We start from the raw sequence: 25897 nt of genomic DNA, 5'->3' as shown, positions 1-25897 counted from the left end.
CAGCCAATTCAGATGAAACACCAAAAATACCCGCCACAAACAAAGTTAAAAACTTAGGTGTCGGGTTAAAAAAGTGACGTTGTATCTTATATTGAGAGCAACCCTGACGATTGTTATGCTCCACACTGAATAAAAATTCTGATGTCATAAACAGTTAACGAAAATTAACTTTCGTTAACCAAAGCGATACCATCATGACATGCCTTAGTTTTATATTCCTAACCGTGAACAAAAGTTACATAAAGTAAACCAAAATGTGTATTTACCATATATTTAATGTTCTAAATCACATAAAGTTAACTATATTGAACTTTATAATTGACCGATGTACTTATATATAGTCTTATACACACCGTAAAAACACGGTGAAAATGATACATGCAACGGTATGCAATCGATAAAAGTTACATAAAGTAAACTAAAAGGAGACAAAGGATGGTCGTATCAGAATATCAGTCATTTAATATCAATTTTACAAAACAAGATCGGGATTATTTAACTTCAAACTTTCGACTGGCAGAGACCATTGCTGATTTAATTGGTCCTCATTGTGAAGTGGTTGTTCATTCATTTGAGAGTTTTGAACACTCTGTTGTGAAAATAGTTAACGGACATCATACCGGCAGAAAAGTGGGATCTCCAATTACGGATATGGGGCTCAAAATGCTTAGTCAGTTTGAGAAAACCGGCGATATGACGCCGAAAAGCTACTTTACAACAGCAAGAGATGGCTCTCAGTTAAAATCAACGACATGTGTGCTAACAGGAGAAAACGAGAAACCAATTGGGTTATTTTGCATCAACATTAATTTATCCTTCCCGATGGCGGACATTTTAAAAACATTGGTACCCGATACTACTAACCTGATTCCGGGAACCCATGAAACATTCAGTGCTTCACCAAAAGAAGTCATCGAGAACGCAATAAACAAAGCGATTAATGATGTTGAAAATGATCAGAAAATATCTCTGAAAGGAAAAAATAAAGCCATAACTAAAATTCTGTTTAATAACGGCATTTTTGAATTGAAAGAAGCAACAACACAAGTTGCCGACCAGCTTGGTATTACACGCCATGCAATATACAAATATATTCGTGAGTTCAGAGCGTAATTTTCAGTTCATAAAAATAAGGACATACACAAGGACGACATAAATAATCAGGACATTATCAGGGATCACACTCATGAATAAGCCCGGTTTAATCCGGGGATGCCTCCACGGTTATAAAGCTGATGTGAGGCACATATAAAAAAATTATTAACACTTTTGAGTATTAAAGCTTAAAAAATACGAGCGAGCCTGATATGAACTCTACAATAACATCCATATTATCCACCCCCACCCCAAAAACTGAAAAAAAGTTTACTTATAAGGACTTCACCTGGTGCCTGTCATTATTTGGTACAGCCGTCGGTGCCGGGGTATTGTTTCTTCCAATCAAAGCCGGTTCCGGAGGATTCTGGCCTCTGGTCATTCTGGCCTTAATTGCTGCACCGATGACCTGGTTCTCACATAAATCTCTGGCCAGATTTGTCCTGTCCGCAAAAAATAATAATGCCGATATAACCGATACTGTTGAAGAACATTTCGGTAAAACCGGAGCAAATCTGATCACTTTTGCCTACTTTTTTGCCATCTATCCTATTGTCCTTATCTATGGTGTAGGAATCACAAATACGGTCGATTCATTTTTAGTTAATCAGTTAGGCATGGAATCTATACCCAGATGGTTATTGTCCGGAGGTTTGATTCTGGCGATGACTGCCGGCGTGGTGTTTGGTAAAGAACTGATGCTCAAAGCTACCTCAGCCGTTGTCTATCCACTGGTTTTCATTCTGCTGGCACTTTCTTTTTATCTGATTCCTGAGTGGAATACCTCTATGATAGAAATCAAGCCCGACTGGGCTGCAATGCCATCCGTTATCTGGCTGGCGATTCCTATCATCGTTTTCTCCTTCAACCACAGCCCGGTCATTAGCCAGTTTACCAAAGCGCAACGTCTTGAACACAAAGAGCTTGCGGTTCACAAAACAGACGCAATCACTGGTGGTTCAGCATTGATGCTAATGGGATTTGTCATGTTCTTTGTTTTCTCCGTTGTACTGTCTCTTTCTCCGGCACAACTGGCACAAGCACAGGAACAAAACATCTCCGTCCTTTCTTATCTTGCTAATGTTCAGGAATCTCCGGTTATTTCTTACCTTGGCCCTATCGTTGCTTTTGCCGCTATTACCTCTAGTTATTTCGGTCATTTCCTGGGAGCTCATGAAGGTTTAGTCGGTTTAATAAAAAGTCGTTCTGATGTTCCTGTCGGTAAAATAGAAAAAATATCCTTAATATTTATTGTTCTTACAACATGGATTGTTTCAATCGTTAACCCAAGTATTCTGGGAATGATAGAGACAATGGGAGCACCCATGATTGCAGCAATCCTATTCCTGTTGCCTATCTATGCCATGCTACGGGTACCGGCCATGGCAAAATACAAAACATCACTACCAGTACAGATTTTTACAGCCGTCTGTGGTCTGGCAGCAATCTCATCCGTTATTTATGGCGCACTTTAAGCCAGATTAAGCACCAAAAAAAGGTCAGGTTCCTTAGATGGGCACCTGACCGGGGAAGTTAAATGATTAGTGTATTTGATATTTATAAAATCGGAGTTGGTCCTTCCAGCTCACACACCGTAGGCCCGATGAAAGCCGGAAAACAGTTTATCGATGACTTACGTTCCATGGGAAAGCTTCGGGATGTAACAAAAGTTACTGTTGATATCTATGGCTCTCTGTCACTGACAGGTAAAGGACACCATACTGATATTGCCATTATCATGGGACTTGCTGGTAATACCCCGGAAAAAGTCGACATAGATGCGATTCCCGGCTTCGTTTCCCGGGTACAGGAAACCGAGCGGCTACCGGTTGGAATGCACTGTCATACCGTTGATTTTCCTAAAGAGTCCGGAATCACTTTTCACAAAACCAATCTGGAACTGCATGAGAACGGCATGAAAATTCATGCATGGCGAGATACTCAGAAGATCTATTCTAAAACCTATTACTCCATCGGCGGGGGATTTATTGTCGATGAAGAACACTTCGGTGAAAAACCCCGGTCCACAATACAGGTTCCTTATCCATTTACCTCGGCTGAAGAACTGATCACACAATGTAAATTGAGTGGTTATTCTATCAGTACGCTGATCATGGAAAATGAGCGAGCTCTGCGTTCCGACGAAGAAATCTATACCAGCTATGCTCAAATCTGGAAAACGATGCGGGAATGTATGGAACGGGGAATGAATACTGAGGGTCTGTTACCCGGACCAATGCGGGTTCCACGCCGTGCTGCAGCACTCCGCCAACAATTATTTACATCCGAAGGTACATCCAACGATCCTATGTCTGTTATCGACTGGGTCAACATGTTCGCTTTTGCTGTCAATGAAGAAAATGCAGCCGGGGGACGTGTTGTTACCGCTCCAACCAATGGTGCATGCGGTATTGTCCCTGCCGTACTCGCCTATTATGATAAATTCATTCAAACAGTTACTGAGAAAGACTATATCCATTATTTTGCAGCCTCCGGTGCCATTGGAGGATTATACAAACGTAATGCGTCAATTTCCGGGGCTGAAGTAGGATGCCAGGGAGAAGTTGGCGTTGCCTGCTCAATGGCAGCAGCCGGTCTCGCGGCTTTATTTGGCGGCAGCCCGGAACAGATTTGCATTGCAGCGGAAATTGCCATGGAACACAATCTTGGGCTCACCTGTGATCCGATCGCCGGTCAGGTGCAAATTCCATGTATTGAACGAAATGGCATCGCAGCCGTAAAATCCATTAACGCTGCCCGCATGGCACTCCGACGCTCTTCTGACCCCAGAGTTTCTCTGGATAAAATTATTGAAACCATGCTCGAAACCGGTAAAGACATGAACAAAAAATACCGGGAAACCTCTCAGGGAGGACTGGCTATCAAAGTGATATGCTGACGTCTGTGTTAACCTGAAAACAGAGCAAAAAAACCGGCTTACCTGTCTCTTATATCCGTTGATGTAAGAGACTTTTCAGAGTCAGAAAAAAACGTTTCATAAATCATTTTTGCCGCAATCTCATCACCATTGCACGCAACTTGCTTTTTCAACGGTTGATTCATCAATTCAGCTAAATAGTCGCCGAACTCTCCGGATAACCATTCATTTTTACTGATTTGTCTGCAACATGAGTGAGCCTCTAACCACTCAACAATCGACGGCTCGTCAGGGAAATCTCCACGGCAGGTAAAGACAAATGGTAACTGATATCTTACCGCCTCGACGGCCGTTCCATAGCCGGGTTTACTCACAATAGCATCAACGCATGCAACCAGATCCCGGTAGCGAATTCCTTTCAGTCGGGGAATAGCATGTAAATGGTCAGATTCAGACATAAATTCAGCGTTGATTAACCAGTGAAACCGCTCATCCCGGGAGAGTGCATCAATAGGAAGATTATCCGTTTTCATTCCCCCGAGACTAACCAGCACTATTTTCCTTTCATCCGCTTTTGTTATACCCATCTTTTCTCTTAAATCTGCCACCGGTTTTCCCTCCAACAGAATAGGAGGAATCGATTGTCCTTCCGGGAAACTGTCTAACTTCATGGAAGGCGAAGGATGCAACGTCAGATTCGTTTTAGCTTGTGAAGTACAAATCATATCGACAAATTCTCTGACTTCCTGCTGGCTATCATCCAGACATCTCTGAATCACCTTGTCCCAGGATAAAGACGCAATCGCCACAGAAGGAATCGAAGACTGAGAAGCGGCTTCAATAGCAAGGAAAGGAATATCGGCAATAACAAGATCAATATTCGATTCACTGAAAAATTCACACAGTTTGCTGACTCTCTCTGAATATGTCGAGTAAAGCGCCTGATAAGCTTTAAACGTCGCCTGAACATCATACTCAAGTGGGGTTATCTGCACCAAACCGATATCAAGATTGACTTTGTTATGAACAAAGTTACCGGTATTTAATCTCTCTTCAATAACTTCTGTCGGCAAATTACAGTGAATGTAAAATCTGGCATCAGGTAAATAAGTTAATAGCTTATTCGCAACCGGTACCACCTGAGATAAATGACCGTAACCATGTCCGGAGACACCTAAAAAAATATTTGTCATAAGCGATTATATTCACTCCCGCCAACACTCTCTGCTGCTCGGCGATGAATCCCCATCCGGTAGTCGGTTCCAGTTACCGCTTACTCATCGCCAGAGCAACCCCGGACCCGATAAATGTCACTCCCATTGTTCGCTGAATGTATTTACCGGCACGGGTACTTGAAAATAATGAAACCACTTTCTGCCCACCAAGGGCATAGATCATAAAACATGCAAACGCAATCACACAGCACACCACAACCAATACCACCGACTGAAGCAGAAAAAATTCGTCCGGTTTAATAAATTGAGGAAAAACGGCACTAAAAAAAATAATGGCTTTAGGATTTCCGGCTGTCGTCAACGCGGATTGCAAAAACATTTTAGACAAAGAAATACCCTGCAGTTTCTCATCTGAATTATCCGCCAACGGAGAAGGGGCAGACGAAAATAACATACTTAATCCAATGTACAACAGATAAGCAGCACCGCACCATTTAACTATCTGGAATGCTGTTTCCGAAGTCACTAATACCGCTCCTAATCCGGCGATTGAAATCAATGCCTGAATCAAGGTAACAGATACGTTACCCATTGCTGATGCCAGCGTCCGCTTCACTCCGTAGCACATACCATGAGTCAATGCGAGCAGCATGCTCGGGCCGGGAATAATTGAAGCAACAAATACAGTTAATGCGAAAATAAGAATAAAACTAAACGTCATGTCATCTGTTCCTTAGATGCTAAAATGAAAGTGGGAAAATAAAGGGTCTCTCCAAAAGTTTTATACTCAAACTACCTGAATCATACCTCTTCAGATAATCTGGGTACATCAGATATAAACAAAAACGCATAAAAAATCCGAATCAAATATCGGGTGATACCGCTATAGTGTTTTTTATAACGTTTCTTCTACAAGCCCTATCTGTTTTCTTTTCCTGTCCGGTGACATCACAATAATAATACCGATTAAAAATGTGCTGCATGAAAACCACTGGGCAATTGATAGTTGTTCTCCGTAAATGAAATACCCACTGACTAATGCAAAGACCGTCACCAGAAGCGTTAATGGAGCCAATTGAGTCATCGGGTATTTCATAACCATCTTATTCCACATCCAGTAACCGAAAAGAGTGGTTGGGTATGCCTGAAAAAGCACAGACAGCCACGCATCCTTATTCCATAAATTAATGGTCTCAGAAATCACTTCAGGGCCATGAATCAAAAGACTCAGAGCGATTAACGGTATGGGTGCAAACAACATTCCCCACACATTAAACGCAAATGCTTTTTGGGTTCCTGATGCCCGGACAATAGCTCCGGCTAATGGCCAGCAAACTGCCGAAATCATAATAAAAATGACACCAGCCAATGTCACATTACCATTGGTCGACAAAACGGATACGACCAATCCGGAAAGAGCAACAGCCATCCCCAGAAAAATTTTTCCGGATATAGCTTCTTTATAAAGTAGCACCCCCACCAACACAGTTGTTAATACATCCGTGTTGAGCAGTACCGAAGCCATCCCTGAAGAGAGGCCGAAGGTAATGGAACAGGAAGCCATCCCCCAAACACCGGTTCCGAAAATGATACCGTACCCAACAAGGTATCGCCATTTAACCTGAGGCCTGCGAATAAAAAATATAATTGGAAATGTTGCACAGAAAAATCTGGCAGCAGCAATTAATAAAGGATCAATTTCCGTCACGCCCAGTTTGATCATGGTGAAATTCACGCCCCATATCACCATAACACTAATCATGATAAATAAATCTTTTCCGTTCAAAACTCTTCTCCATACACTTTCATCGGCTGGCTTCAGTATCAGTTGCGAAAGAAAAACAGTACAGATACAATTTATAAAAAATAAACCAGTACAGTTTAGAATGGCAAAATACAAACAACTGACAGATAAGTTCATCAACGACATCAATTCAGGCAAATTATCGGTAGGAGAGAAAATGCCTTCCCTGCGCAAACTCGCTAAACAGCACAATATCAGTGTTTCTACAGCAGTGCGGTGTTATGAAGAACTGGAATCTCAGGGATGGCTGGTATCCCGCCCTCAGTCTGGATACTTTATTTCGTCAGGGTCGACAAATATTCAGACTCCGGAATGGCAAACATTCACAACCCAAATTCAATCCTGTAAACGGGTTCGCAAAAAACCAAGAGCCCAACCCGGACCTCTGGGAATATCAAGAATGGAACTGGATGGGAAAAGCATCACCGCACTTGATGCCAGTCTGCGCAGGGCCGCCAGAAAGGTGCAGTCTAAATTAACACTATACCCTGAAGCGCAAGGAGAACTAACACTGAGAAATGCACTGGCCTCACATTTCAGCCAGTACGGATTTCCGTTAGGAAGTGAAGAACTGGTTATCACTAACGGCTGCATAGAAGCCGTTAAATCGGCACTCAAAGCCTGCACTGAACCCGGTGATACGGTCGCAATCAGCTCTCCATGCTATAATGGCCTTCTTGAGCTTCTGTCGGAACTGTCTCTTAATATTCTCGAAATTCCTTCTTTAAACGACGGCATTGATCTTGATCAGCTAGAACAGCATCTGATCACCGGACACATTTCAGCCGGGCTTTTCTGTACCACTCATATGAACCCTCAGGGAATTACGATGTCGATGATACAGAAGAAACGACTGGCTTATCTGGCCAATCATTTTCAGATTCCAATGATTGAAGATGATGTCTATCTGGAGTTAGCGCATCATCAGAATCAACCACTCCCCGCCGCCTATTATGATACCGAGGGATACATCATATGGTGCGGGTCGGTTTCAAAAAGTCTTTCTCCCAGTTACCGGCTGGGATGGGTCAGACCGGGGCGGTATTTCCAGCAATATTTAACCCACACTGCAGAAGTTTCAACGTTAATCCAGTATCTGGTCGCAGACTTTATCCACTCCGGCGCCTATACAAAACACCTTCGCCGAAGCCAATACCAACTGATGCTGAATAAACGTGATTATATTAGCTATCTGAGTCACCACCTCCCATCCGGAAGCCGGATAACGCAACCGGAAGGCGGTCTAGTACTATGGGTTCAGATTCCAGACTTTGACGCCGATCTTTTTGGCAGGAAAGCATTTGAATCGAAATTATGCATACGGATAGGAACTCTGTTTACCGTTTCAGACCGGTACCGGGATTGTGTACGGATCAACATTGGTTTTTCTATGACCCATAACGTCAAAGAACAGTTAGATCTGCTTATCATGCTGATTGATCAAACCATCAATGCAAATCACTCGACTTAATATCTCCGGTAGCGTTAAGATAAAAACAACCAATAAAACCCAAAGAAGTATCCGGTTTTTACATTAAGAGGCATGGTGTCAACTATGAGCAAAAGCCCCACTACTCCATTTATTGAACCCGTTCCACTGTCTTTCAACGATTTCCCGGAAAGTCAATTGACGGCGGACGAAATGAACATTATAGAAGCGGATAACTCCGGACTTTATTGCCAGACAGAAAAAATCCGGTACGCAGTAAAATCCGATATGCCTCTGCATCTGAACCTCATCAGCCCCCTGCAGGATGAAGAAAACAAACAAAAGATGCCTCTCATTTTATATGTACAAGGCTCGGCATGGTTATCACAGAATCTTGAGTCGAAAATTGTTCAGCTTGGTAAAATGAGTGAACGTGGATTTATTGTTGCCATTGTACAATACCGGCCTTCAGAAGTGGCTGCATTCCCAGCCCAGATAAAAGATGTGAAAACCGCTTACCGGTTTCTTACTGAGCACGCCGACAGATACAATATCGATTCTGAACAGATCGTACTTTGGGGAGATTCCTCCGGCGGACATACCGTTACAATGATGGCGCTAACAGCTGATAACCCGGAATTTAACGATGAATGTCACGGAAAACAACCAATAAAAATCAAAGCTGTAATAGACTATTATGGTCCGGTTGACATCAGTAAAATGAATGAAGAACCGTCAACAGTTAATCACACGCAGCCAGAATCTCCGGAAGGATTACTAATAGGTGGCCTTGATGTCATTGACCACCCCGAAACAGCTCAAAAGACAAATCCGTTAAATTATATAAACAAGGAGATCAATATTCCGCCATTTCTTATTTTTCATGGTAATAAAGACAGACTTGTCCCATTCGGTCAAAGCGTAATGCTCTATAACGCATTAAAACAAGCAGAAAAAGCAGCGAAATTTTACCAGATAAAAGGAGCAGATCATGGACGTATGCCATTCTGGTCATCGTCAGTACTCAATATCGTTGAGCGGTTTATTCGAAATAACCTTCAAAATAGCCATAAAAATGACAAATCGTGAATATCGTCACAACCAATCAATTAAAATTGTTAAATATCAATCAGTTAAATATAAATCCAATGAATTATCAGCATGAAAAGACCGAATTAAAAACATAAACGTCATAACCTGACTAGACTACATATCATTCGATGACTCCCTTCACACTTAAATAACTGACAAACACATACATTACTCCCTGTAACCTCTACACCTAACATGGAATAATGACAATGAATCAAAAAACCTTAACAATCGATCATAACCGGAGTCCCGGGTTAAGTACTCTTACAAGCTTAAGAATATTTGGCCTGCCGTTGCCAATATATTGTCTATTACTGGCTACATTGCTTGTCGTTCATGCAACAAACACATTGCCTAAGAATATTGTTGGCGGTTTTGGATTTATGTTTGTTATTGGAGCTCTTTTTGGTGAAATAGGTAAACGTCTGCCTATATTTAATAAATACATCGGCGGAGCACCAGTTATGATCTTCCTGGTTGCGGCCTGGTTTGTTCATGCAGGCCTGCTGACACAGAGAGAAATTTCAGTCGTTTCTGATGTGATGAAAAAAACAGACTTTCTTGATCTGTTTATTGCGGTTTTAATTACAGGGTCAATTCTGGCTGTTAACCGTAAATTACTTCTTAAATCACTAATTGGTTATATACCAACCATACTGGCGGCAGTTTTAGGTGCTTCTATACTGGGAATAATTGGTGGACTAATATTTGGCATTCCCCTTAAAAATATTATGATGCTGTATGTCCTGCCAATCATGGGCGGTGGTAACGGTGCTGGAGCAATCCCTCTATCAGAAATCTATGCTGCTGTTACCGGAGGCTCTAAAGAACAATATTATTCTATCGCTATTGCCATCTTAACCATTGCAAATATTGTCGCAATCGTTGCCGCTGCAGTCCTGAACGGTATTGGCGATAAAGTTCCCTCAATGACCGGAAATGGTGAACTGTTACGTAAATCATCCTTTGATGTCAATGAACAAGAGGCACCTCAGATCTCATTACGTGATATTGCTGGGGGATTAATGTTAACTGCATGTGTATACACATTCTCCTCTGCCTTATCTAAGCACATTCTTCCAGGGTTTGGGGATGTTAAAATCCATACCTTTGCCTATATGGTTATTCTGGTTGCTATTCTGAATGGCTGTGGTATCTGTTCTGATGAAATGAAAGAAGGTGCCAAACGTCTGGCTAATTTCTTCTCAAAACACATGCTATGGATGTTAATGGTTGGTGTTGGTATTGCTTACACTGATTTAGGTGAAATTGTTAACGCACTGACGTTTACCAATCTGATTGTTGCAACTTTAATTGTACTGGGTGCCATTTTTGGTGCTGCACTTGGTGGCTGGATCATGGGTTTCTATCCAATTGAATCGTCAATCACTGCCGGATTATGTATGGCAAACCGCGGCGGTTCCGGTGACCTGGAAGTTCTGGCGGCCTCTAACCGAATGAGTCTGTTATCTTATGCTCAGATATCTTCCCGTCTTGGGGGCGGTATCGTGCTTGTTATTGCCAGTGTCGTATTTGGCATGCTGAGCTAAAAAATCTTACTTAAAAACCGGAGAGTAGTCAGTCATGACTGATTACTCTCCTTTCATGTATATGGTAGTAAAAATTGTAAACCATGGCATGATAAGAGGAATAGTTCGCCCCTTTATAAAAGATATGATAGTTTACTCAAAAAGCGATTTAAAAATATGGGAGGATCTTATTTTAATTACATAACAGACATTCTTCCTTCCTGAAACTTTACTAACAATATTGGATTTCAGACTTGCGAATTCTAAACTCAGTATCCCCGGTATTTAACCAATTACATCGAAATCTTTCATTTCGTCAGCGAGTTTGGCTTCTGCTTTTCATTGCTGTTATTTCTCAACTACTTCTTATTGCCGGCTATTTTCAACACATCATTACCAACGCTTTGGATCATCAGGTCAGTACACGAGCCGTTGTTCAGGCCAGAGAAATTGCCAGCGACCCACAATTAATAGAGCAAATAGAAAAACGCAATATCGCAGGCATCAGACAACAAATTAAGCGATTACAGAAAATATCTGACGCCAGTTTTATTGTGGTTGGTGATAAAAATGGAATCCGCCTGGCTCATCCAATAGCCTCCCGTGTTGGTCACCCAATGATTGGAGGTGATAACGACAAAGCATTGAAACAAGGCCTTCATTATTATTCGATTCGTAAAGGAAGTCTGGGATTTGCAATTAGGGGAAAATCTCCCGTCTTTTCACATGATGGAAAAATCATAGGTATCGTCTCCGTTGGATATCTTCTCGAAACAGTCAGCAATTGGCTCATACTATATTCCCACCCTTTTTTCTTTGCCTTATTATTTGTTCTGACATGTTCATCGGTTGGTGCATGGTTTTTTTCCAGACACATTAAAAGCCAAATGTATGGGATGGAACCAAAAGAAATTGCGCTATCACTCCGGGTACAAAATTCTGTCTTCAGCGCAGTTTATGAGGGGATCATCGCGGTAAATCAGGAAGGGTGCATTTTGTCTGCGAATCAACGGGCATTAAAAATTCTGGGGATTGCCCGGCATGCCGACAATCTTCAGGGACAACATATTAACCAATTCATTACTCCTCCGAATTTTTTTATTGGCCTAAGTGTAAATGGTGAAACGGACACATCAGAACGCTTCCATCAGGAAATTACCTGTAATGGTGAGACGTTGATAGCATCCCGGGTTCAAATCCAGAAAAATGACTCTCAGACGGGATGGGTCATCAGCTTTCTTCCTCGTAATGATCGTAACTTATTAACAACCCAACTTGAGCAAGTTCAACATCAGACAGACACCCTTCGGGTGCTGAGTCATGAGTACGCAAACAAACTTTCTACAGTTAGTGGGCTAATTCAAATCGGGGCTTATGATCAGGCACTCAACGCTATCCGCAAAGAGACCGAAACCCACCAGCGCCTGATTGATTTCATCTCAACTACGTTTCGCTCCCGTGTAGTCGCCGGACTCTTATTAGGGAAATACAGCCGGGCTAAAGAACTGGGTATCACACTTTCTTTTGACCCTTATTGTCAGCTTCACAGGGTTCCGTCTCAGTTAACAGAAGAAGAGTTGGCCGCGATTCTGGGGAACCTTCTTGATAATGCTTACGAAGCCACCTTAAAAAATCCGGACAGTAACAAACACGTATCCCTCCTCTTGACGGATGACAACGAAAATGAAATGGTTATCGAAGTAACAGATAACGGGATCGGTATCCCTCAAAAAATTTCAGAATCCCTGTTTGATAAAGGGATCAGTAGCAAAAAACAACCTGGTCATGGCATCGGACTCTATCTGGTACATCAGTATGTTAACCGCATCGGTGGCACCATTCTGATTGATCAAGCCGAACCAGCTGGCACTATTTTTTCATTATTTCTTCCAAACAAAGGTTTGAACAATGGTAATTTATAATGTGTTAATTGTTGAGGATGAATCCAGCATTGCTGAATTTCACGCAGACTACTTGCATCAAACCCGACGATTCAATCCCGTGGGTATTGCACGAACACTCGCAGAAACTCGCAAAATGATTCAATTGCTAAAACCCCATTTAATTTTGTTGGATAATTATCTGCCAGATGGGAAAGGTATTGATCTTTTAAAGGAAATGGCAGTTGCAAAGCATGTGCCTGATGTTATTTTTATCACTGCCGCCAACGATATGGAAACTGTTCGTGAAGGAATGCGATGTGGTGTATTTGACTACCTTTTAAAACCTATTTCTTATGATCGTCTATCCGACTCTCTAGATCGCTATCTAAAATATACAAGTTCAATAAAAGCCAGTGACAATATCAATCAACGACATGTGGATGAATTATTTAATTTTCAATCCAAATCAGCTCACCTACAACAATTACCAAAAGGAATTGATGAACTGACAGTTGAAAAAGTTACGCAGGCTTTTAATCAGGAGCAAATGGTTCATACTGCTGAAACTCTGGGACATGAGCTTGGGATCAGCAAAACAACCGCCCGGCGATATCTTGAATTTCTAACGGCAAGAGGCTTTTTAAATGCCATTATTCAACACGGAAAAGTTGGCCGTCCCGAACGGGTTTATCAGAAAAAATAAGGGTCAGGGTCTGTTGACCTTTTAGTGGCTGATTTTCGGTTATTATTAATTCTTTTTTGTTTTGCACATATGTGCAATCATTTCACTTTATTGTAACAAAACCTCTTTAGAGTTTATTTATAAACTTAATAGAGGAAAGCGTTGTGCAAGCCACTCATCTAGATCCAACAACAATGAAAGTAAGTGCATCTAAACGAATCCAGCATTTACTTGTTGTTGCCAGGCACGAACCGGCGAATGTATTAGCGGTTCTTCTGCTGACATTTTTTGCTTACTTAATTGTTGTTCCCGTTCTGTCCATCGCTATGGACTCTTTCACAGTTCAGTCCGGTGACAGCATGCATACGCACAGTGCGGAAGGAGAATTCACCGGCTATTATCTGACCCGTACACTCACCTCCAGAATGTCAGAATTTCTTCTTTGGGAACCCTTAAGAAATACGCTCAGTATTGCCTGTGTAACGGTTCTGGTCGCCGTGTTACTGGGGGTCACTCTGGCCTGGCTGGTCAACCGGACAGACATGGCGGGACGAAAATGGTTTGCCACCGCATTAATTGTCCCCTTCATGCTTCCTTCCTGGACATTTGCACTGGCATGGACCACCATTTTTAAAAACCGAACCGTTGGCGGTCAACCGGGCTGGCTGGAAGTGTTAGGAATTTCGACGCCCGACTGGGTTGCATACGGATTTTTCCCAATGGTCGTCATTCTGGTGATACATTACACGCCGCTGGTTATTCTCATTGTTGGTAATGCGCTGCGTCGTTTTGACTCACAATTAGAAGACTGCGCCCGCGTTCTGGGCGCCCCGCGCCGAACTATCGCTTTTTCAATCATTTTACCGCTAATGAGACCGGCACTTCTGTCCTCTGCGTTACTGATTTTTGCTGATTGTATCGGAGAATTTGCGATACCTTATATTCTGGGTTTGCCGGTGAAATTTGATACCTTATCCACCAGCCTTTACCGCTCATTAGATTCCCGCCAGAACGGCGTTGCGGCAGTCATCGCCATCGTCATTATGACGATTGGAATGATCACGCTGCTTGTGGATATGAGAATGATGAAAGAAGCCCGGCGTTTTGTGACGGTCGGAGGAAAAGGCCACATGGATCGGTGCCGGGCACTGGGTTCAATGCGCATTCCTGCCGCCGCCTTTTCTATGGCATTCGTCCTGATCGGTGTGATTCTTCCGTTAGTCACCTTATTCCTGTCGACCGTCATGGTCTTACCGGGACGCTTCACTGCAGATAACTTTACGCTCGATTACTGGATTGGCGAAAACCTCGATACACTGGCAATGCACAGCGGCATTTTGCTCACCCGTGATTTTTGGGATGCGGCATGGAATACCATCATGATCGTTGGCAGTGCCTCGGTTGTCTCCGGAATATTGGGATTGCTGGTCGGCTACTCCGTACTCCGCTGTACCATCCCATGGATTGGCCAGTGTCTTCGTCAAATCACATTCATGCCCTATCTGGTCCCGGGGATTGCCTTTGCTGCGGCTTTCTTATCCCTTTTCGCCGTATCTCACGGCCCGGTGCCGGCTTTGTATGGATTACCAATTCTGCTCATTATTGCTCTGATCGCTGAACAAATGCCTTTTGCCAGCCGGTCAGGTATTTCAGCGATGACTCAACTGGGAAAAGAACCGGAAGAAGCCGCCCGTATTGCCGGGGCTAACTGGTTCAGCCGCATCAGCCGTATTGTCGTTCCCATTCAGGCAGCGCCGTTAGCCACAGGGATTCTGCTGCCATTTATTTCCGGTATCAAAGGCGTCAGTCTGTTTATCATTCTGGCAATACCGGCAACGGATGTATTAACCACTTATTCACTTCGCCTTATTGACTACAACTATGATCAGGCCGCTAACGCTGTCGTACTGATGATTGCTCTGGTTGCATGGCTGGGAACCATTTTAATTCAGCGCATTTCCGGAACCGGTCTGGCACAAGGATTGGAGAGCTAAATATGCCAACTATTACTCTGAATCAATTACAGAAAACGTACCCCGGTGCCAAAACGGCCGCGGTCAAAGGAATCGATCTGACCGTGAAAGATGGCGAATTCATGTGTCTTTTAGGGCCGTCCGGATGTGGAAAAACGACGATTCTGCGTATGATCGCGGGCATCGAACATGCGACCGGTGGTGAAATCGCCATTGACGATAAAGTCATGGATTCCGTAGCCAAATCCCGCTTTGTCCCGCCGGAGCAGCGAGGCATCGGTCTGGTGTTCCAAAACTATGCGCTGTGGCCACACATGACGGTGGAACAAAATGTTGAGTTTGGTTTAAAACTCAAAAAGATCCCCAAGGAAGAACGCCACGCGCTTTCTCAGGACGTCATGGAAAAACTTCGGATAGCCGATTACGCTAACCGTTATCCCTCTCAGTTATCCGGCGGACAACAGCAACGCGTCGCTCTGGCGCGCATGCTGGCAGTCAATCCGGGGGTACTGCTTCTTGACGAACCCTTGTCCAATCTCGATGCCGCATTACGGCTGGAAATGCGGGCGGAATTACGCCGGCTTCATCAAACCTTCGGTACGACCATCATTTTCGTCAGCCACGACCAGTGGGAAGCCATGACACTCGCCACCACTATTGCCGTGATGAGCAATGGCGAATTGCAACAGGTTGGCACTCCGGATGACATATATGCCACACCGGGAAACCGCTTTGTGGCCGAATTCATCGGCACTCCGAAACTCAACATGATGGAACTGCATCGCTTTCAGCCACAAAACCAACTGGCGGCGCAAATCTGCCATCGCTTTGAGGATGCGCATCGGGCCCGGGTCTGCGGCATCCGTCCGGAATCGATCATTCTTCATACCACCCCAGCTCCCGGCACAACGCCCATGGTCGTCGATAACATCATGCCAACCGGCGGAAGTTGGGTTGTGGAAATCAGACAAGGTCAGACACAGTTGTTCCACTCAACTCAGATAAAACCGGATTATCAGGCTGGTGATCCGGTTTTCTGTGAATTACCCGGTGCTACCCTGCACTTTTTTGACGAAGAGGGAGAACGGTTATCGCTTTCTGAAATCCATTTTACCAAGACCTCAGCGGGGTTTCCCGGAGTGACGTCTACGCAACCTCATCAGTCGTTATCACACGTGATGTGATGTTACTGATATTCATGATTAATTAAGGACATCGTTATGAAAATGAAACATAGCCTGCTTGCGTTATCTGTTGCAGTCACAGGCTTTTCCCCCGTTTTACACGCAAGCGAGCCGTTTGATTTACAAACCCTTGTTAATGCAGCAAAACAGGAACCGGCTATCACCATTTATGCCCCTACCGGGAAAATCGTTCAACAGGCGAGAGACTTCACCAAAAAGTATGGTGTTAAGGCGGTCGGGATCAAAGCCAAAGCGCCAAATATTATTGAAATCATCAGCCGGGAATCTCAGGCAAATAACGTCAAAGCGGACGTTGCCCTGATTGAAGATGCGCCGGCCGCTCAGGTACAGCTACTGGATAAAGGGTACGTAAAAAGCTGGGTTCCGGGTGATATGACCAAAGATATCCGTCACCAGTATCAGCAACCACTGACGGTGGTCCTGGCTCCGAATGTCTGGTCTTACAATACCGCTCAGTATGACAAATGCCCGATCACCAATATCTGGCAGCTGACCGAACCGAAGTGGAAACACAAAATTGCCATGCAGGACCCTCTGATTAAGCCCCTGTATTCAGACTCCTTTAATCAAATGGCGACGCATTACGATAAACAAATGGCGGACGCTTACCAGAAGCTGTACGGCAAACCGCTCAAAACCGATGAAAGCTCTGCGACCGCCGAATTTGTCAAACGTCTGGCACAAAATGGGCCTCTGTTAACCAAATCTGACGGCGACGCCGCACAGGCCATTGGCGCGCCGGATGTCAAAGACAGCTTTGTCGGCTTAATCAGTACCGCCAAATATCGCGAAAACAAACATGGAATGAAACTGGGTATCTGTCATGACATGACCCCCTTCATTGGTGTGAGCTACCCGACCATTGGCGTGATTACCACCAAAACCAACAGCCCAAATGCCTCTAAATTATTTATCCATTACCTGATGACTTCAGAGGGGATCAAACTTCAGGGCATTGATGGCAAAATGTCAACCAACGTTAAGGTTCCCCTTCCGAAAGAAGAAGCCTCAGGTATCGAGCAATATCGTGACGAGCTGATGAAATACCAGACCGGCACATCGGTTTCCGACTGGCAAAGCCGGCAGGACTGGATGGATCTCTGGAGCATGAATTACCAACGATAAACCCATTTTTTCGCGGCGCGGAGCTTTGCTCTGCGCTGCTTAATGTAAGGAAACCCTTTTGAACTCAACAGAACTAAAAAAAAGAGAAGATGCACTAAAAAGCGTATTAACTCAGGCTGGCAACATTGCGTTAAGACATTTCCAAACCCGCCAACCCGGCAGCTATACCTTAAAAGGCAATCAGGATTTTCTCACCGAAGCCGATGCGCTGGTTGAGCAATACATCCGCAGTGAACTGCTGAAACAATTTCCGGAAGACGGATTGCTCGGCGAAGAAACCGGCGGCGCGGTTAACACTCCGCAGTTATGGGTGGTCGACCCCATTGATGGTACCGCAAACTTTGCCCGGGGCATCGCACATTTTTGTGTCTCTATCGCGTTTGTGGAAGATGGCGTGACATTACTGGGCGGCATATACAATCCGGCCACAGACGAAATTTATCTGGCCCGCAAAAACGCCTATGCACAAAAAAACGGTCTGCCACTGACAGTGGCTGACACCGGACGTTTGCAGGAAGCGACCTTTGAGCTGGGCTGGTCAAACCGGGTCACGCAGCAGCGCTATCTGGACGCATACAAGTCAGTTTTACTGATGGGTGCCAATGTCCGGCGAGGCGCCTCCGGTGCTCTGGCTCTGGCATGGGTCGCAGAAGGACGGACCGACGGTTATGCCGAACTGCATATGAATGCGTGGGACTGCTTAGCCGGCTTATTGCTGGTTGAAGAAGCGGGCGGACGAATCGGAACATTTCCGTCCAGTCACGCAGAAATCGCGCAAGGTGGTGCCATTCTGGCTTCTGCCCCCAACATTGCAGAACCGTTTGCTTCTTCGGTTTCCATCTCACTTAAGTAACACCGTATTATCAGGAACTCAACATGTCAGGAATAAAACCCGTACCTCACTATCCCCGTCCACCAATCAGTCTGATTGACAGTGACATCCCGGGCTGGGGCGTTGATATCTATATTGGTGGTTCTTCCGGCGTTGCGGACATCAGTCTGCTAAAAGAACACAACATCAAAGTCGTCATCAACTGCGCCGTCAATTTAGATATCGACTTTGTCGAAATTCCGGAAAAAACGATGTCTGATGGTTTAAATAACCACGGTGCCGCCTCCATTCGTTACTACAAACTGGGACTGATTGACGGCCCCGGAAACCCGGAATCCATGATCTTCACAGGTTACCATCTGATGCGGTCAAGTTTAAGTCAGCAAATACCGGAAAAGCCCTCTTATAAAGTGCGCGAAAAAGGCAATATCCTGGTTAACTGCCGCGGCGGACGCAGCCGCTCGGTTACTGTGGTTGCCTTATTTCTTCATCTCGAATGTCCGGAACGCTACCCAACCCTGAATGATGCCATCGCCCATATCCGGGATAAACGGCAATTACACCCGGACGAATGGTTTGAAGCGCCCAAACCGGAATTAATTCAACTTGCAGAGCGGGCCATAAAAATGGAAACTCTACTTCGTAAGGCCGGATTAGGGAAAACAGATAGCGATTAAACGGATATGAAAGATGAAAAAGAAAAAAACGTTGCCAGTGCCGCAGAAGTAGCCCGGCTGGCCGGCGTTTCCAGATCGGCGGTATCACGAACATTCACACCCGGTGCCAGTGTTTCTGAAGAAACCCGGAAACGGGTAATGAAAGCGGCAAATGCGTTAAATTACCATGTAAATCATCTTGCCCGTGGGTTATCCAATAAGAAAAGCCGACCTGTTTGCCTGTTGGGCGCGAATTTAAACGCACCCTATCAGGCCGCTCTTCTGGATGCGTTAACGCGCAAACTCCAGAAAGCCGGCAGAGCGGTCATGGTGATCAATACCTCCGGAGGTAAGGATTATGCCGATGCCGCATTGCGTCAAACGCTGAATTACCGCGCGTCAGCAACCATTGTTTTATCCGGGACACCTCAGGAATCTCTGGTGGATATCTGTGTCAACAGCGGCCAACACGTCATACTGGTAAACCGTGCCGGTCAGTTTGAAGGTGCAGATCATATATCTATTGACTACTCGGCAATCATGGCCGACGCGTTGTACATGCTGACTCAGGCCGGCTGCAAAGAACTGGCGGTGGTATCGTCTACGATTCAGTCTCCGAGTTTACTTGCAAGGGAAAATGGCTTTCTGCAAGCCGCCAGTGAAGCCGGAGTTCACTGTACGGTTCACCGCATGGGGCCAACCAGTTATGAAACAGGGGTGGAAACCGCCCGCCAGTTACTGGCGGCCCGCAACCGTCCGGATGGCGTATTTTGTGTCACGGATTTGATAGCCTGCGGGTTCATGGACTCTGCACGTCAGGAGTTTGATCTGACCATTCCCGATGACTTATGCGTCATTGGTTTTGATAACATCGAACAAGGCAGTTGGCTAAGCTACCAGCTCACCACATTCAGGCAACCTTTGGATGATATGACCAACGCCATTGTCAATTTATTAGAAAAAGAAGATGGGGACTTTCCGAGAAAAAATAAATTATTTACCGCTCCCGTTGTCTGGCGTCAGTCTGTACGTCCACCCAAAATAGAAGACAAATAACCAGAAATAGGTCTTTACCCTTTATTTTTCACCTGCTCGGTATCAAAATCCAGCAGTTGCTCAAAACTAATGGGATCAGAGATATAAAATCCCTGAAAGACCTCACACCCCATCACTATCAATGTATCCATTTGTTCCCGGGTTTCTATTCCTTCTGCCGCTAATTCATAATTATAAGCTTTCGCAATATTAATTAATGAACTTACAACCACAGTCATCGTTTTATCACTTAAACTGTTCACATAACTATGGTCAATTTTAATCTGGTCTGCCGGGATATGAGTCAGATTGGTAAATGCCGTATAACCAGTACCAAAATTATCAAGCCCGATTGAAAATCCAAGTTTTTTAATCTCAACTAAATTTGTTGACTCCAGTTCTTCAATATTCACAAAAAACGTTTCTTTCAATTCTAAACAAATCAGAGACGGATCGACTTTATGTTGTAAGAGCAATTTCCTTAGCTCATCGACAAAGGTATGATCCAGCATTTGCCTTGGCGAAATATTAATGGACAACATGAAGTCGTCATCCAATTTATCCTGATATTGTTTTAACGTCACAAACGCCTGATTAATCACCCATAAGTCAATGTTTCGTATGAGCCCATGTTGTTCGGCGACTTTGACATACACTTCCGGTGAATAACGATACAAGGTAGGAGCGGAGCAACGCAGTAAGGCTTCCGCCCCCACTATTTTCCCTGTGTTGCTGTTATAGTAGGGCAAATAGACCAGATAAAATTCATTGGCTCCTAACACCGTTCTCAGACATTGCCTGATATAGATTTCTTCTTCGTGTTTATGAAAATGTCCGAGAGAGAATTCCGCATAATGTTCCTGATGCTCCCGGCAATACTGAGCCGTGACCTGACACCGTTCAATAAATTGCTCGATCGTCGGTGTCTGATAGTGTTTTGGAATATACACAATGGTTTTATCGATAATAAACGAATCGTTTTCGGGCCGGATCAGCGCATAATTCACTTCATTTTCGGATAACTTGCACTTAACGGAATTCACGACGAATTCAGATTCACCGAGACGGTAAATCACGATCGGTGTGTCATCCCACCGCTGAGTCAGAAATTGCCAGTGTTTGTTTAATACCATTAACGCCGCCGTTGGGCCCAGTATTTTTTTTAGCTGCTCATAATTATTCAACCGGAAATAATACAGGTTGCTGGTATTGTCTTCTTCGATAATTTTTTCGTAATCTTTAATCAATCCGTTTTTATTAAAAAAATGAGTTTCCGCATCTAAATATAATGTATCGTCCGTTGACACTTTCTGATTTAAACGGCGGTCAGAACGGCGACAGAACCAAATCGCGTGCGCAAAGCACCCGAGAATCAACACAGGAAACAACACCGACATAGAATACCAGAGCAACGCCTGGGGGATGACTTTACCCTGAAACTTCAATTCTCTGACTTCAACGGTATACTGACCGTAATTTCTGACCGGAACTTCATTAGCAAGAACTTCGATAGATAATACTTTCGTAAAATCAACTTCCGTATCTTTTAAAGAACGTCCGAATTTATCAATCCACCACGAATCCACTTTAAAGTCGTTCATTGATATTGAGTGATCGTTACCGGCTCTCAGACGAACACTTTGTGACTTAATCTGCCGGGTGTCGGCCTGCGTATTTTCATTGTCTACCTTAAGGCCGGATGTGGTTTTGACCGTTACCCGGATTCGATTATCAAACCCCGGATTCGAGGAATACGCCTTGGCATCTAAAAACATCCGATGATACGGCGCGAGAGAAACGTAGGAAGCTTCCTGCGCATCATAAGGCAAGTGAAATTGAATACCGCACTTTGACTTCGTTTCAGCCCGGATATCGCAATGCAAAATGATCGGCCGGACTGCCGAATTCAGTTTTTTCTGCTTACTCCCTTCGCCAGACATCGAAAACCCGATACCGGGAGTGTCAAAAAGATCATATTCTTTCGTGTTTAAACCAGAATCAATAAAAAGTTCTGCCACAGAAAAAAATATCCCAGTAATCAGTGCGATAGAGAAGTAGAGTTTGATTAAATTTTTCGGTATTGAAACCATATTAAACACAATTACTTCTATAACTGATTATTAATAAAAGATTAGCATCGTTTATTGATAATATCGATGAATCAGAAACACATTATTCAGTTAAGACTGTGATAACCATTAAAAATACATCACAGAAACAGTCAAGCAACCGGCATTTAATTCCTGTATCACAGCCCTTTCGAGTGTAAACATCATTCCCTGCTATAATTCAGGTACGTCTTATGTAAAAACCAAATGGTCAGAGGGCTATGCAGTATATGACGATTGAGCTAACGGTATTTTACAACTACTACTTACCTAACATGGTGCTTTCATGTTAAAACGCATTCATTACATTATTTACTCTTTAATTCTCGTAGCGCTTGGGTTTGTGGTTATCGCTGAAAATATTGAGCCCGGCGTCAGGCTGGCAATTGTGATTTTGGTTTTTAGTGGCGTATGTGGCGGTTTTTTACAGGGAAATGCCATTCGTTTTAGTCTTTCTCAGAGACAGCTATCATCCTTTAAACACGAAGTACAAAATATCTTGCTCTCTTTATCCAACCGAAATGATAAAGGCAATGAAATCAAATACGGTCAGTTTTTACGTTTCAAAGAATCCATCCTGCTTTTTCAGATAGAAAGCAAGGGGGTCTGGCATAATAAAACCTTTTGGAACGTGAAAGACCTTATCCAGTCAACCTTAGACGAATACAAAGAATACGCAGAAACCGTTAACGTCAAACTCAACTATGAACTCAATGTCACTGCGCCGGTTTCAGTGAGTCCGGAAGCCTTAAATATTGCTCTGATGATTCTGTTATCGAATGCAATTGGCGTCACCCCAAGAGGGGCCTCGATTGAAATAAAAGGCGGGCCCAGTAAAGACAAATCGTCTTATCTCATTATTATTTCTGACGGAGGAAGCGGTATTCCCCGCTCTGTCGTCAACACATTTGGTAAAAAAGTGATTAACCGTTCTTCAAGTCTGATTGATTTGCATGGAATGCGTCGCTATGGAAACGGCCTCAATTTTCTCGCACGGTTGCAGAAGAAAGTGAACTTCAATATTCAACTTTATGCCGATAAAAACTATTCAGTCGCAATATCGATTCCGACTTCCAATGCAATTTCGCCGAATGAGTGATCACTGGTATGACAAATGATGTATCAAAGCAATTAGACAAACTGATCAATAAGATACAAGAAACCAGCACCTATTATCTGATGCAGGATAACCAAATTTCGTCTTCCCATAAGCTGAAAATTGCTGTTGTTATTTCTCTGTTACTCATTGCAGGTTCGCTGATATTTATGAGTTCCATGCTGACCAATCAATCGCAAACAAACCTGAGAATGATCGCCAGATATCAAATCATTTTATTGTATTCAGAAAATACGGTAAGTGTTCAAGCCGACTATAAAAAAACCACCAATACCAAGCTAGGCTGGCCGGAATTTGCCAAAAAAAATGGAGGCGTTGATAATGTCGTTTTGCTGACCCAACAATGTGATGATTCGTATCTGCCCTGGAAACCAGTAACATGTAACTTTATTTACCAGACTATTTTTAATAACGGAAAAGCCTCCGAACGCTATGGCATCGAGTTGAAGGAAAAAGGTAATGATACGATACTAGAATTGCATAATGCTTCAGCCGGTGCAACACACGGGAAACCCACTTTTTAAGTTTTCTCCCATCTCATATATTCAAGCACTATAAACCACTTGAATATATGAAATTACGATAAATATTTTTTAATAAAATCATTAATCGGTATTGGCTTACCTAATAAGAACCCCTGAAAACAATTAATATTTTTCTTCAAAAGAAAATTATATTGCGTTTCTGTTTCAATACCTTCCGCAATTAATTTTACATTTAATCGATCACTCAAATCAATAATATTTTCGAGAACATCATTATTATTTCCACTAACAATTAGGCTAATATAGCTCTTATCTATTTTAATGGTATCTACATTAACCTGATGTAAATATTTTAAAGAGCAATGACCGGTTCCAAAGTCGTCCAATGATATGACTACATCCATCTCTTTCAGCTTATCAATGGAAGCAATATAATGTTCATCACTTGCAAATTCCTGACGTTCAGTAATTTCAATAGCAGTCTGAATGTTGTTTCTCTTTAATTTTGATATCAACCGGTTGATATCATCAAATAATTGATTATCTTCAAACTGAATAGGGCAAACATTCAAACCAATGATAAACTGACGTTCGGGGGGTATCCTTACTTCTTTCAGAGATTGAATACATTTATCAACAAGTTGTGAAGTAATATCTTTAACCAATCCATTAACTTCAGCTTCATGAATAAATTCTGCAGGAGAAATGACATTTCCTTTTTCATCAATCCATCTGGCAAGCACTTCAGCGGCACAAACCTGACCATTTTTATCAAATAAAGGCTGAAGATATGGATAAAACTGAGAACGCTTTAAACCACTGCGAATTTTTCTCGCTTTTCTATCAAATAAAAATAATACCATATACAAGTAATGAGAAGAAAGTATAGAGGTTAATATCCAGAGAATAATAATTCCATCATAATTTCTTATTGTATAAGTAATAAACCTTGATAAAGATGTTTTATAATAAACTTTAAATAAACCATCTCCATCGACACTACCATCTATAAAATCCTGAATAAATTTAGTATTACTTGGACCGGCAGAAGAGAAAAAACCATTGCTGACTTTTAAATATAATTCAAAATAATCATCTTCTGTAAAATGCAGTAATTTGTAGAGATTTTCTGCGTAAATAGAAAAAGCGGCGGTCACTGAATCTTTCGTTTTAAATTGTAATAGGAAGACTTTTCTATCACCAAGACTCAGCCTTGTATTAGTTGGGGCGTAATTGGAAAATATAAATTGTTTATTTTTTTCTATCAGAAACCAACTTGGCGTTTCCACCTGTCTTGTCTGAAAAAAGGTACTGCAAAAAATAAACTTTGGATTGCTGATATTAATACTCTTTAGAGGAGGAACTAACATCACAAAATCATTCAGTGATCTTAGTTTTTTCTGACAGCTTTTAGTATCAATGACATGAGTTAATTCGCTGTTATAATAACTACTCAGTAAATAAATTATTGACGTTACCTCTTCCTTAACATGAGAGGCCGCTTTAATTTGTTCTGTCCTTATATTGCACAATGCAAAAAAAACGATTATCAGGGCACCCAATACCTGTAAAGTAGCAATAAATAATAATTTACGAAAGTTCACATGACCGTACGCTTTAATAAACCTGACTAAACGCTAACACACCGTCTTTTTTTCAACAACCAAATTTATGACAAAAATTTGTAATGAGTAATGTTTTACTTATAGATGAAATTATTACATAGAAAAACCAGCGACAAATGCCACTGGTTCCATATTTAATTCTTTTTTAATAAAGATTACAGTGGGATAG

General features: G+C 42.9%; 21 protein-coding genes. 16 read left to right on the top strand and 5 right to left on the bottom strand.

Annotation, left to right across the window (positions count from 1 at the left end; genetic code table 11):
* Positions 1-435: 435 nt before the first annotated feature.
* The 3 genes from LRQ06_RS17000 (at position 436) to LRQ06_RS16990 (ending at position 3994) form a co-directional block, all read left to right on the top strand.
* Entirely contained in the window at positions 436-1113 is a 678-nt protein-coding gene (locus LRQ06_RS17000; protein ID WP_232768235.1) for a helix-turn-helix transcriptional regulator, read from the top strand.
* Positions 1114-1307: 194 nt separating this feature from the next.
* Positions 1308-2570, top strand: coding sequence for an aromatic amino acid transport family protein (locus tag LRQ06_RS16995; RefSeq protein WP_232768234.1), 1263 nt, complete (start codon positions 1308-1310; stop codon positions 2568-2570).
* 62 nt (positions 2571-2632) lie between these two features.
* Complete coding sequence (locus LRQ06_RS16990) at positions 2633-3994, top strand: L-serine ammonia-lyase (protein ID WP_232768233.1); 1362 nt, start codon at positions 2633-2635, stop codon at positions 3992-3994.
* A 38-nt stretch (positions 3995-4032) separates the two neighbouring features.
* Here LRQ06_RS16990 and LRQ06_RS16985 read toward each other — a convergent pair whose 3' ends face one another.
* The 3 genes from LRQ06_RS16985 to LRQ06_RS16975 form a co-directional block, all read right to left on the bottom strand.
* A complete protein-coding gene (locus tag LRQ06_RS16985) occupies positions 4033-5166 on the bottom strand; it encodes a hypothetical protein (protein WP_232768232.1) in 1134 nt (377 codons plus the stop codon).
* A 73-nt stretch (positions 5167-5239) separates the two neighbouring features.
* Positions 5240-5869: a LysE family translocator gene (locus LRQ06_RS16980; protein ID WP_232768231.1), complete on the bottom strand. Its 630-nt coding sequence runs from the start codon at positions 5867-5869 to the stop codon at positions 5240-5242.
* Between the two features lie 174 nt (positions 5870-6043).
* On the bottom strand, positions 6044-6934 hold the full coding sequence (locus tag LRQ06_RS16975) for an EamA family transporter (RefSeq protein ID WP_232768230.1): 891 nt from the start codon (positions 6932-6934) through the stop codon (positions 6044-6046).
* A gap of 100 nt (positions 6935-7034) precedes the next feature.
* Between LRQ06_RS16975 and LRQ06_RS16970 the strand changes: the two genes are divergently transcribed.
* The 11 genes from LRQ06_RS16970 (at position 7035) to LRQ06_RS16920 (ending at position 20414) form a co-directional block, all read left to right on the top strand.
* The gene (locus LRQ06_RS16970; RefSeq protein WP_232768229.1) at positions 7035-8423 is read left to right on the top strand and encodes an aminotransferase-like domain-containing protein; all 1389 of its coding nucleotides are present in this window, start codon (positions 7035-7037) and stop codon (positions 8421-8423) included.
* Positions 8424-8507: 84 nt separating this feature from the next.
* Complete coding sequence (locus tag LRQ06_RS16965) at positions 8508-9470, top strand: alpha/beta hydrolase (RefSeq protein WP_232768228.1); 963 nt, start codon at positions 8508-8510, stop codon at positions 9468-9470.
* A gap of 212 nt (positions 9471-9682) precedes the next feature.
* Positions 9683-11023, top strand: coding sequence for a citrate/sodium symporter CitS (gene citS, locus LRQ06_RS16960; RefSeq protein ID WP_232768227.1), 1341 nt, complete (start codon positions 9683-9685; stop codon positions 11021-11023).
* Positions 11024-11262: 239 nt separating this feature from the next.
* A complete protein-coding gene (locus tag LRQ06_RS16955) occupies positions 11263-12924 on the top strand; it encodes an ATP-binding protein (protein WP_232769004.1) in 1662 nt (553 codons plus the stop codon).
* Complete coding sequence (locus LRQ06_RS16950; protein WP_232768226.1) at positions 12911-13588, top strand: response regulator; 678 nt, start codon at positions 12911-12913, stop codon at positions 13586-13588. The genes LRQ06_RS16955 and LRQ06_RS16950 overlap by 14 nt, the downstream gene beginning before the upstream one ends.
* Positions 13589-13731: 143 nt before the next feature.
* Positions 13732-15561 carry an ABC transporter permease gene (locus LRQ06_RS16945; protein WP_232768225.1) on the top strand — a complete coding sequence of 610 codons (1830 nt, stop codon included), beginning with the start codon at positions 13732-13734 and terminating at the stop codon, positions 15559-15561.
* 2 nt (positions 15562-15563) lie between these two features.
* Positions 15564-16724 (top strand): ABC transporter ATP-binding protein, encoded by a 1161-nt coding sequence (locus LRQ06_RS16940; protein ID WP_232768224.1) that lies wholly within the window; start codon positions 15564-15566, stop codon positions 16722-16724.
* Between the two features lie 36 nt (positions 16725-16760).
* Positions 16761-17870: an ABC transporter substrate-binding protein gene (locus LRQ06_RS16935; RefSeq protein WP_232768223.1), complete on the top strand. Its 1110-nt coding sequence runs from the start codon at positions 16761-16763 to the stop codon at positions 17868-17870.
* 58 nt (positions 17871-17928) lie between these two features.
* Positions 17929-18723, top strand: a complete 795-nt coding sequence (locus tag LRQ06_RS16930; protein WP_232768222.1) for an inositol monophosphatase family protein — start codon at positions 17929-17931, stop codon at positions 18721-18723.
* A gap of 23 nt (positions 18724-18746) precedes the next feature.
* On the top strand, positions 18747-19379 hold the full coding sequence (locus LRQ06_RS16925; protein ID WP_232768221.1) for a dual specificity protein phosphatase family protein: 633 nt from the start codon (positions 18747-18749) through the stop codon (positions 19377-19379).
* A gap of 6 nt (positions 19380-19385) precedes the next feature.
* Positions 19386-20414, top strand: coding sequence for a LacI family DNA-binding transcriptional regulator (locus LRQ06_RS16920; RefSeq protein ID WP_232768220.1), 1029 nt, complete (start codon positions 19386-19388; stop codon positions 20412-20414).
* Between the two features lie 14 nt (positions 20415-20428).
* Here the strand turns inward: LRQ06_RS16920 and LRQ06_RS21145 are convergent, their stop codons facing one another.
* On the bottom strand, positions 20429-22411 hold the full coding sequence (locus LRQ06_RS21145; RefSeq protein WP_232768219.1) for an EAL domain-containing protein: 1983 nt from the start codon (positions 22409-22411) through the stop codon (positions 20429-20431).
* A 376-nt stretch (positions 22412-22787) separates the two neighbouring features.
* Between LRQ06_RS21145 and LRQ06_RS16910 the strand changes: the two genes are divergently transcribed.
* Both LRQ06_RS16910 and LRQ06_RS16905 read left to right on the top strand, forming a co-directional pair.
* On the top strand, positions 22788-23600 hold the full coding sequence (locus LRQ06_RS16910) for a sensor histidine kinase (RefSeq protein ID WP_232768218.1): 813 nt from the start codon (positions 22788-22790) through the stop codon (positions 23598-23600).
* Positions 23601-23608: 8 nt separating this feature from the next.
* The gene (locus tag LRQ06_RS16905; RefSeq protein ID WP_232768217.1) at positions 23609-24142 is read left to right on the top strand and encodes a hypothetical protein; all 534 of its coding nucleotides are present in this window, start codon (positions 23609-23611) and stop codon (positions 24140-24142) included.
* A 53-nt stretch (positions 24143-24195) separates the two neighbouring features.
* Here LRQ06_RS16905 and LRQ06_RS21140 read toward each other — a convergent pair whose 3' ends face one another.
* On the bottom strand, positions 24196-25707 hold the full coding sequence (locus tag LRQ06_RS21140; protein ID WP_232768216.1) for an EAL domain-containing protein: 1512 nt from the start codon (positions 25705-25707) through the stop codon (positions 24196-24198).
* Between the last annotated feature and the right edge of the window lie 190 nt (positions 25708-25897).

It is taken from the genome of Vibrio salinus, assembly GCF_021272385.1.
GTDB lineage: Bacteria > Pseudomonadota > Gammaproteobacteria > Enterobacterales > Vibrionaceae > Vibrio > Vibrio salinus.
The sequence above is the reverse complement of the archived record's forward strand: the minus strand, read 5'-3'. Positions and strand labels throughout refer to the sequence as shown.

Excerpts from the sequence above, each read along its gene's own strand:
- LRQ06_RS16950 (WP_232768226.1), top strand. The coding sequence starts at position 12,911 with ATGGTAATTTATAATGTGTTAATTGTTGAGGATGAATCCAGCATTGCT.
- LRQ06_RS16905 (WP_232768217.1), top strand. The coding sequence starts at position 23,609 with ATGACAAATGATGTATCAAAGCAATTAGACAAACTGATCAATAAGATA.
- LRQ06_RS16985 (WP_232768232.1), bottom strand. The coding sequence starts at position 5,166 with ATGACAAATATTTTTTTAGGTGTCTCCGGACATGGTTACGGTCATTTA.
- LRQ06_RS16910 (WP_232768218.1), top strand. The coding sequence starts at position 22,788 with ATGTTAAAACGCATTCATTACATTATTTACTCTTTAATTCTCGTAGCG.
- LRQ06_RS16935 (WP_232768223.1), top strand. The coding sequence starts at position 16,761 with ATGAAAATGAAACATAGCCTGCTTGCGTTATCTGTTGCAGTCACAGGC.
- citS (WP_232768227.1), top strand. The coding sequence starts at position 9,683 with ATGAATCAAAAAACCTTAACAATCGATCATAACCGGAGTCCCGGGTTA.
- LRQ06_RS16925 (WP_232768221.1), top strand. The coding sequence starts at position 18,747 with ATGTCAGGAATAAAACCCGTACCTCACTATCCCCGTCCACCAATCAGT.
- LRQ06_RS16990 (WP_232768233.1), top strand. The coding sequence starts at position 2,633 with ATGATTAGTGTATTTGATATTTATAAAATCGGAGTTGGTCCTTCCAGC.
- LRQ06_RS16995 (WP_232768234.1), top strand. The coding sequence starts at position 1,308 with ATGAACTCTACAATAACATCCATATTATCCACCCCCACCCCAAAAACT.
- LRQ06_RS16920 (WP_232768220.1), top strand. The coding sequence starts at position 19,386 with ATGAAAGATGAAAAAGAAAAAAACGTTGCCAGTGCCGCAGAAGTAGCC.
- LRQ06_RS16965 (WP_232768228.1), top strand. The coding sequence starts at position 8,508 with ATGAGCAAAAGCCCCACTACTCCATTTATTGAACCCGTTCCACTGTCT.
- LRQ06_RS16970 (WP_232768229.1), top strand. The coding sequence starts at position 7,035 with ATGGCAAAATACAAACAACTGACAGATAAGTTCATCAACGACATCAAT.
- LRQ06_RS17000 (WP_232768235.1), top strand. The coding sequence starts at position 436 with ATGGTCGTATCAGAATATCAGTCATTTAATATCAATTTTACAAAACAA.
- LRQ06_RS16940 (WP_232768224.1), top strand. The coding sequence starts at position 15,564 with ATGCCAACTATTACTCTGAATCAATTACAGAAAACGTACCCCGGTGCC.
- LRQ06_RS16980 (WP_232768231.1), bottom strand. The coding sequence starts at position 5,869 with ATGACGTTTAGTTTTATTCTTATTTTCGCATTAACTGTATTTGTTGCT.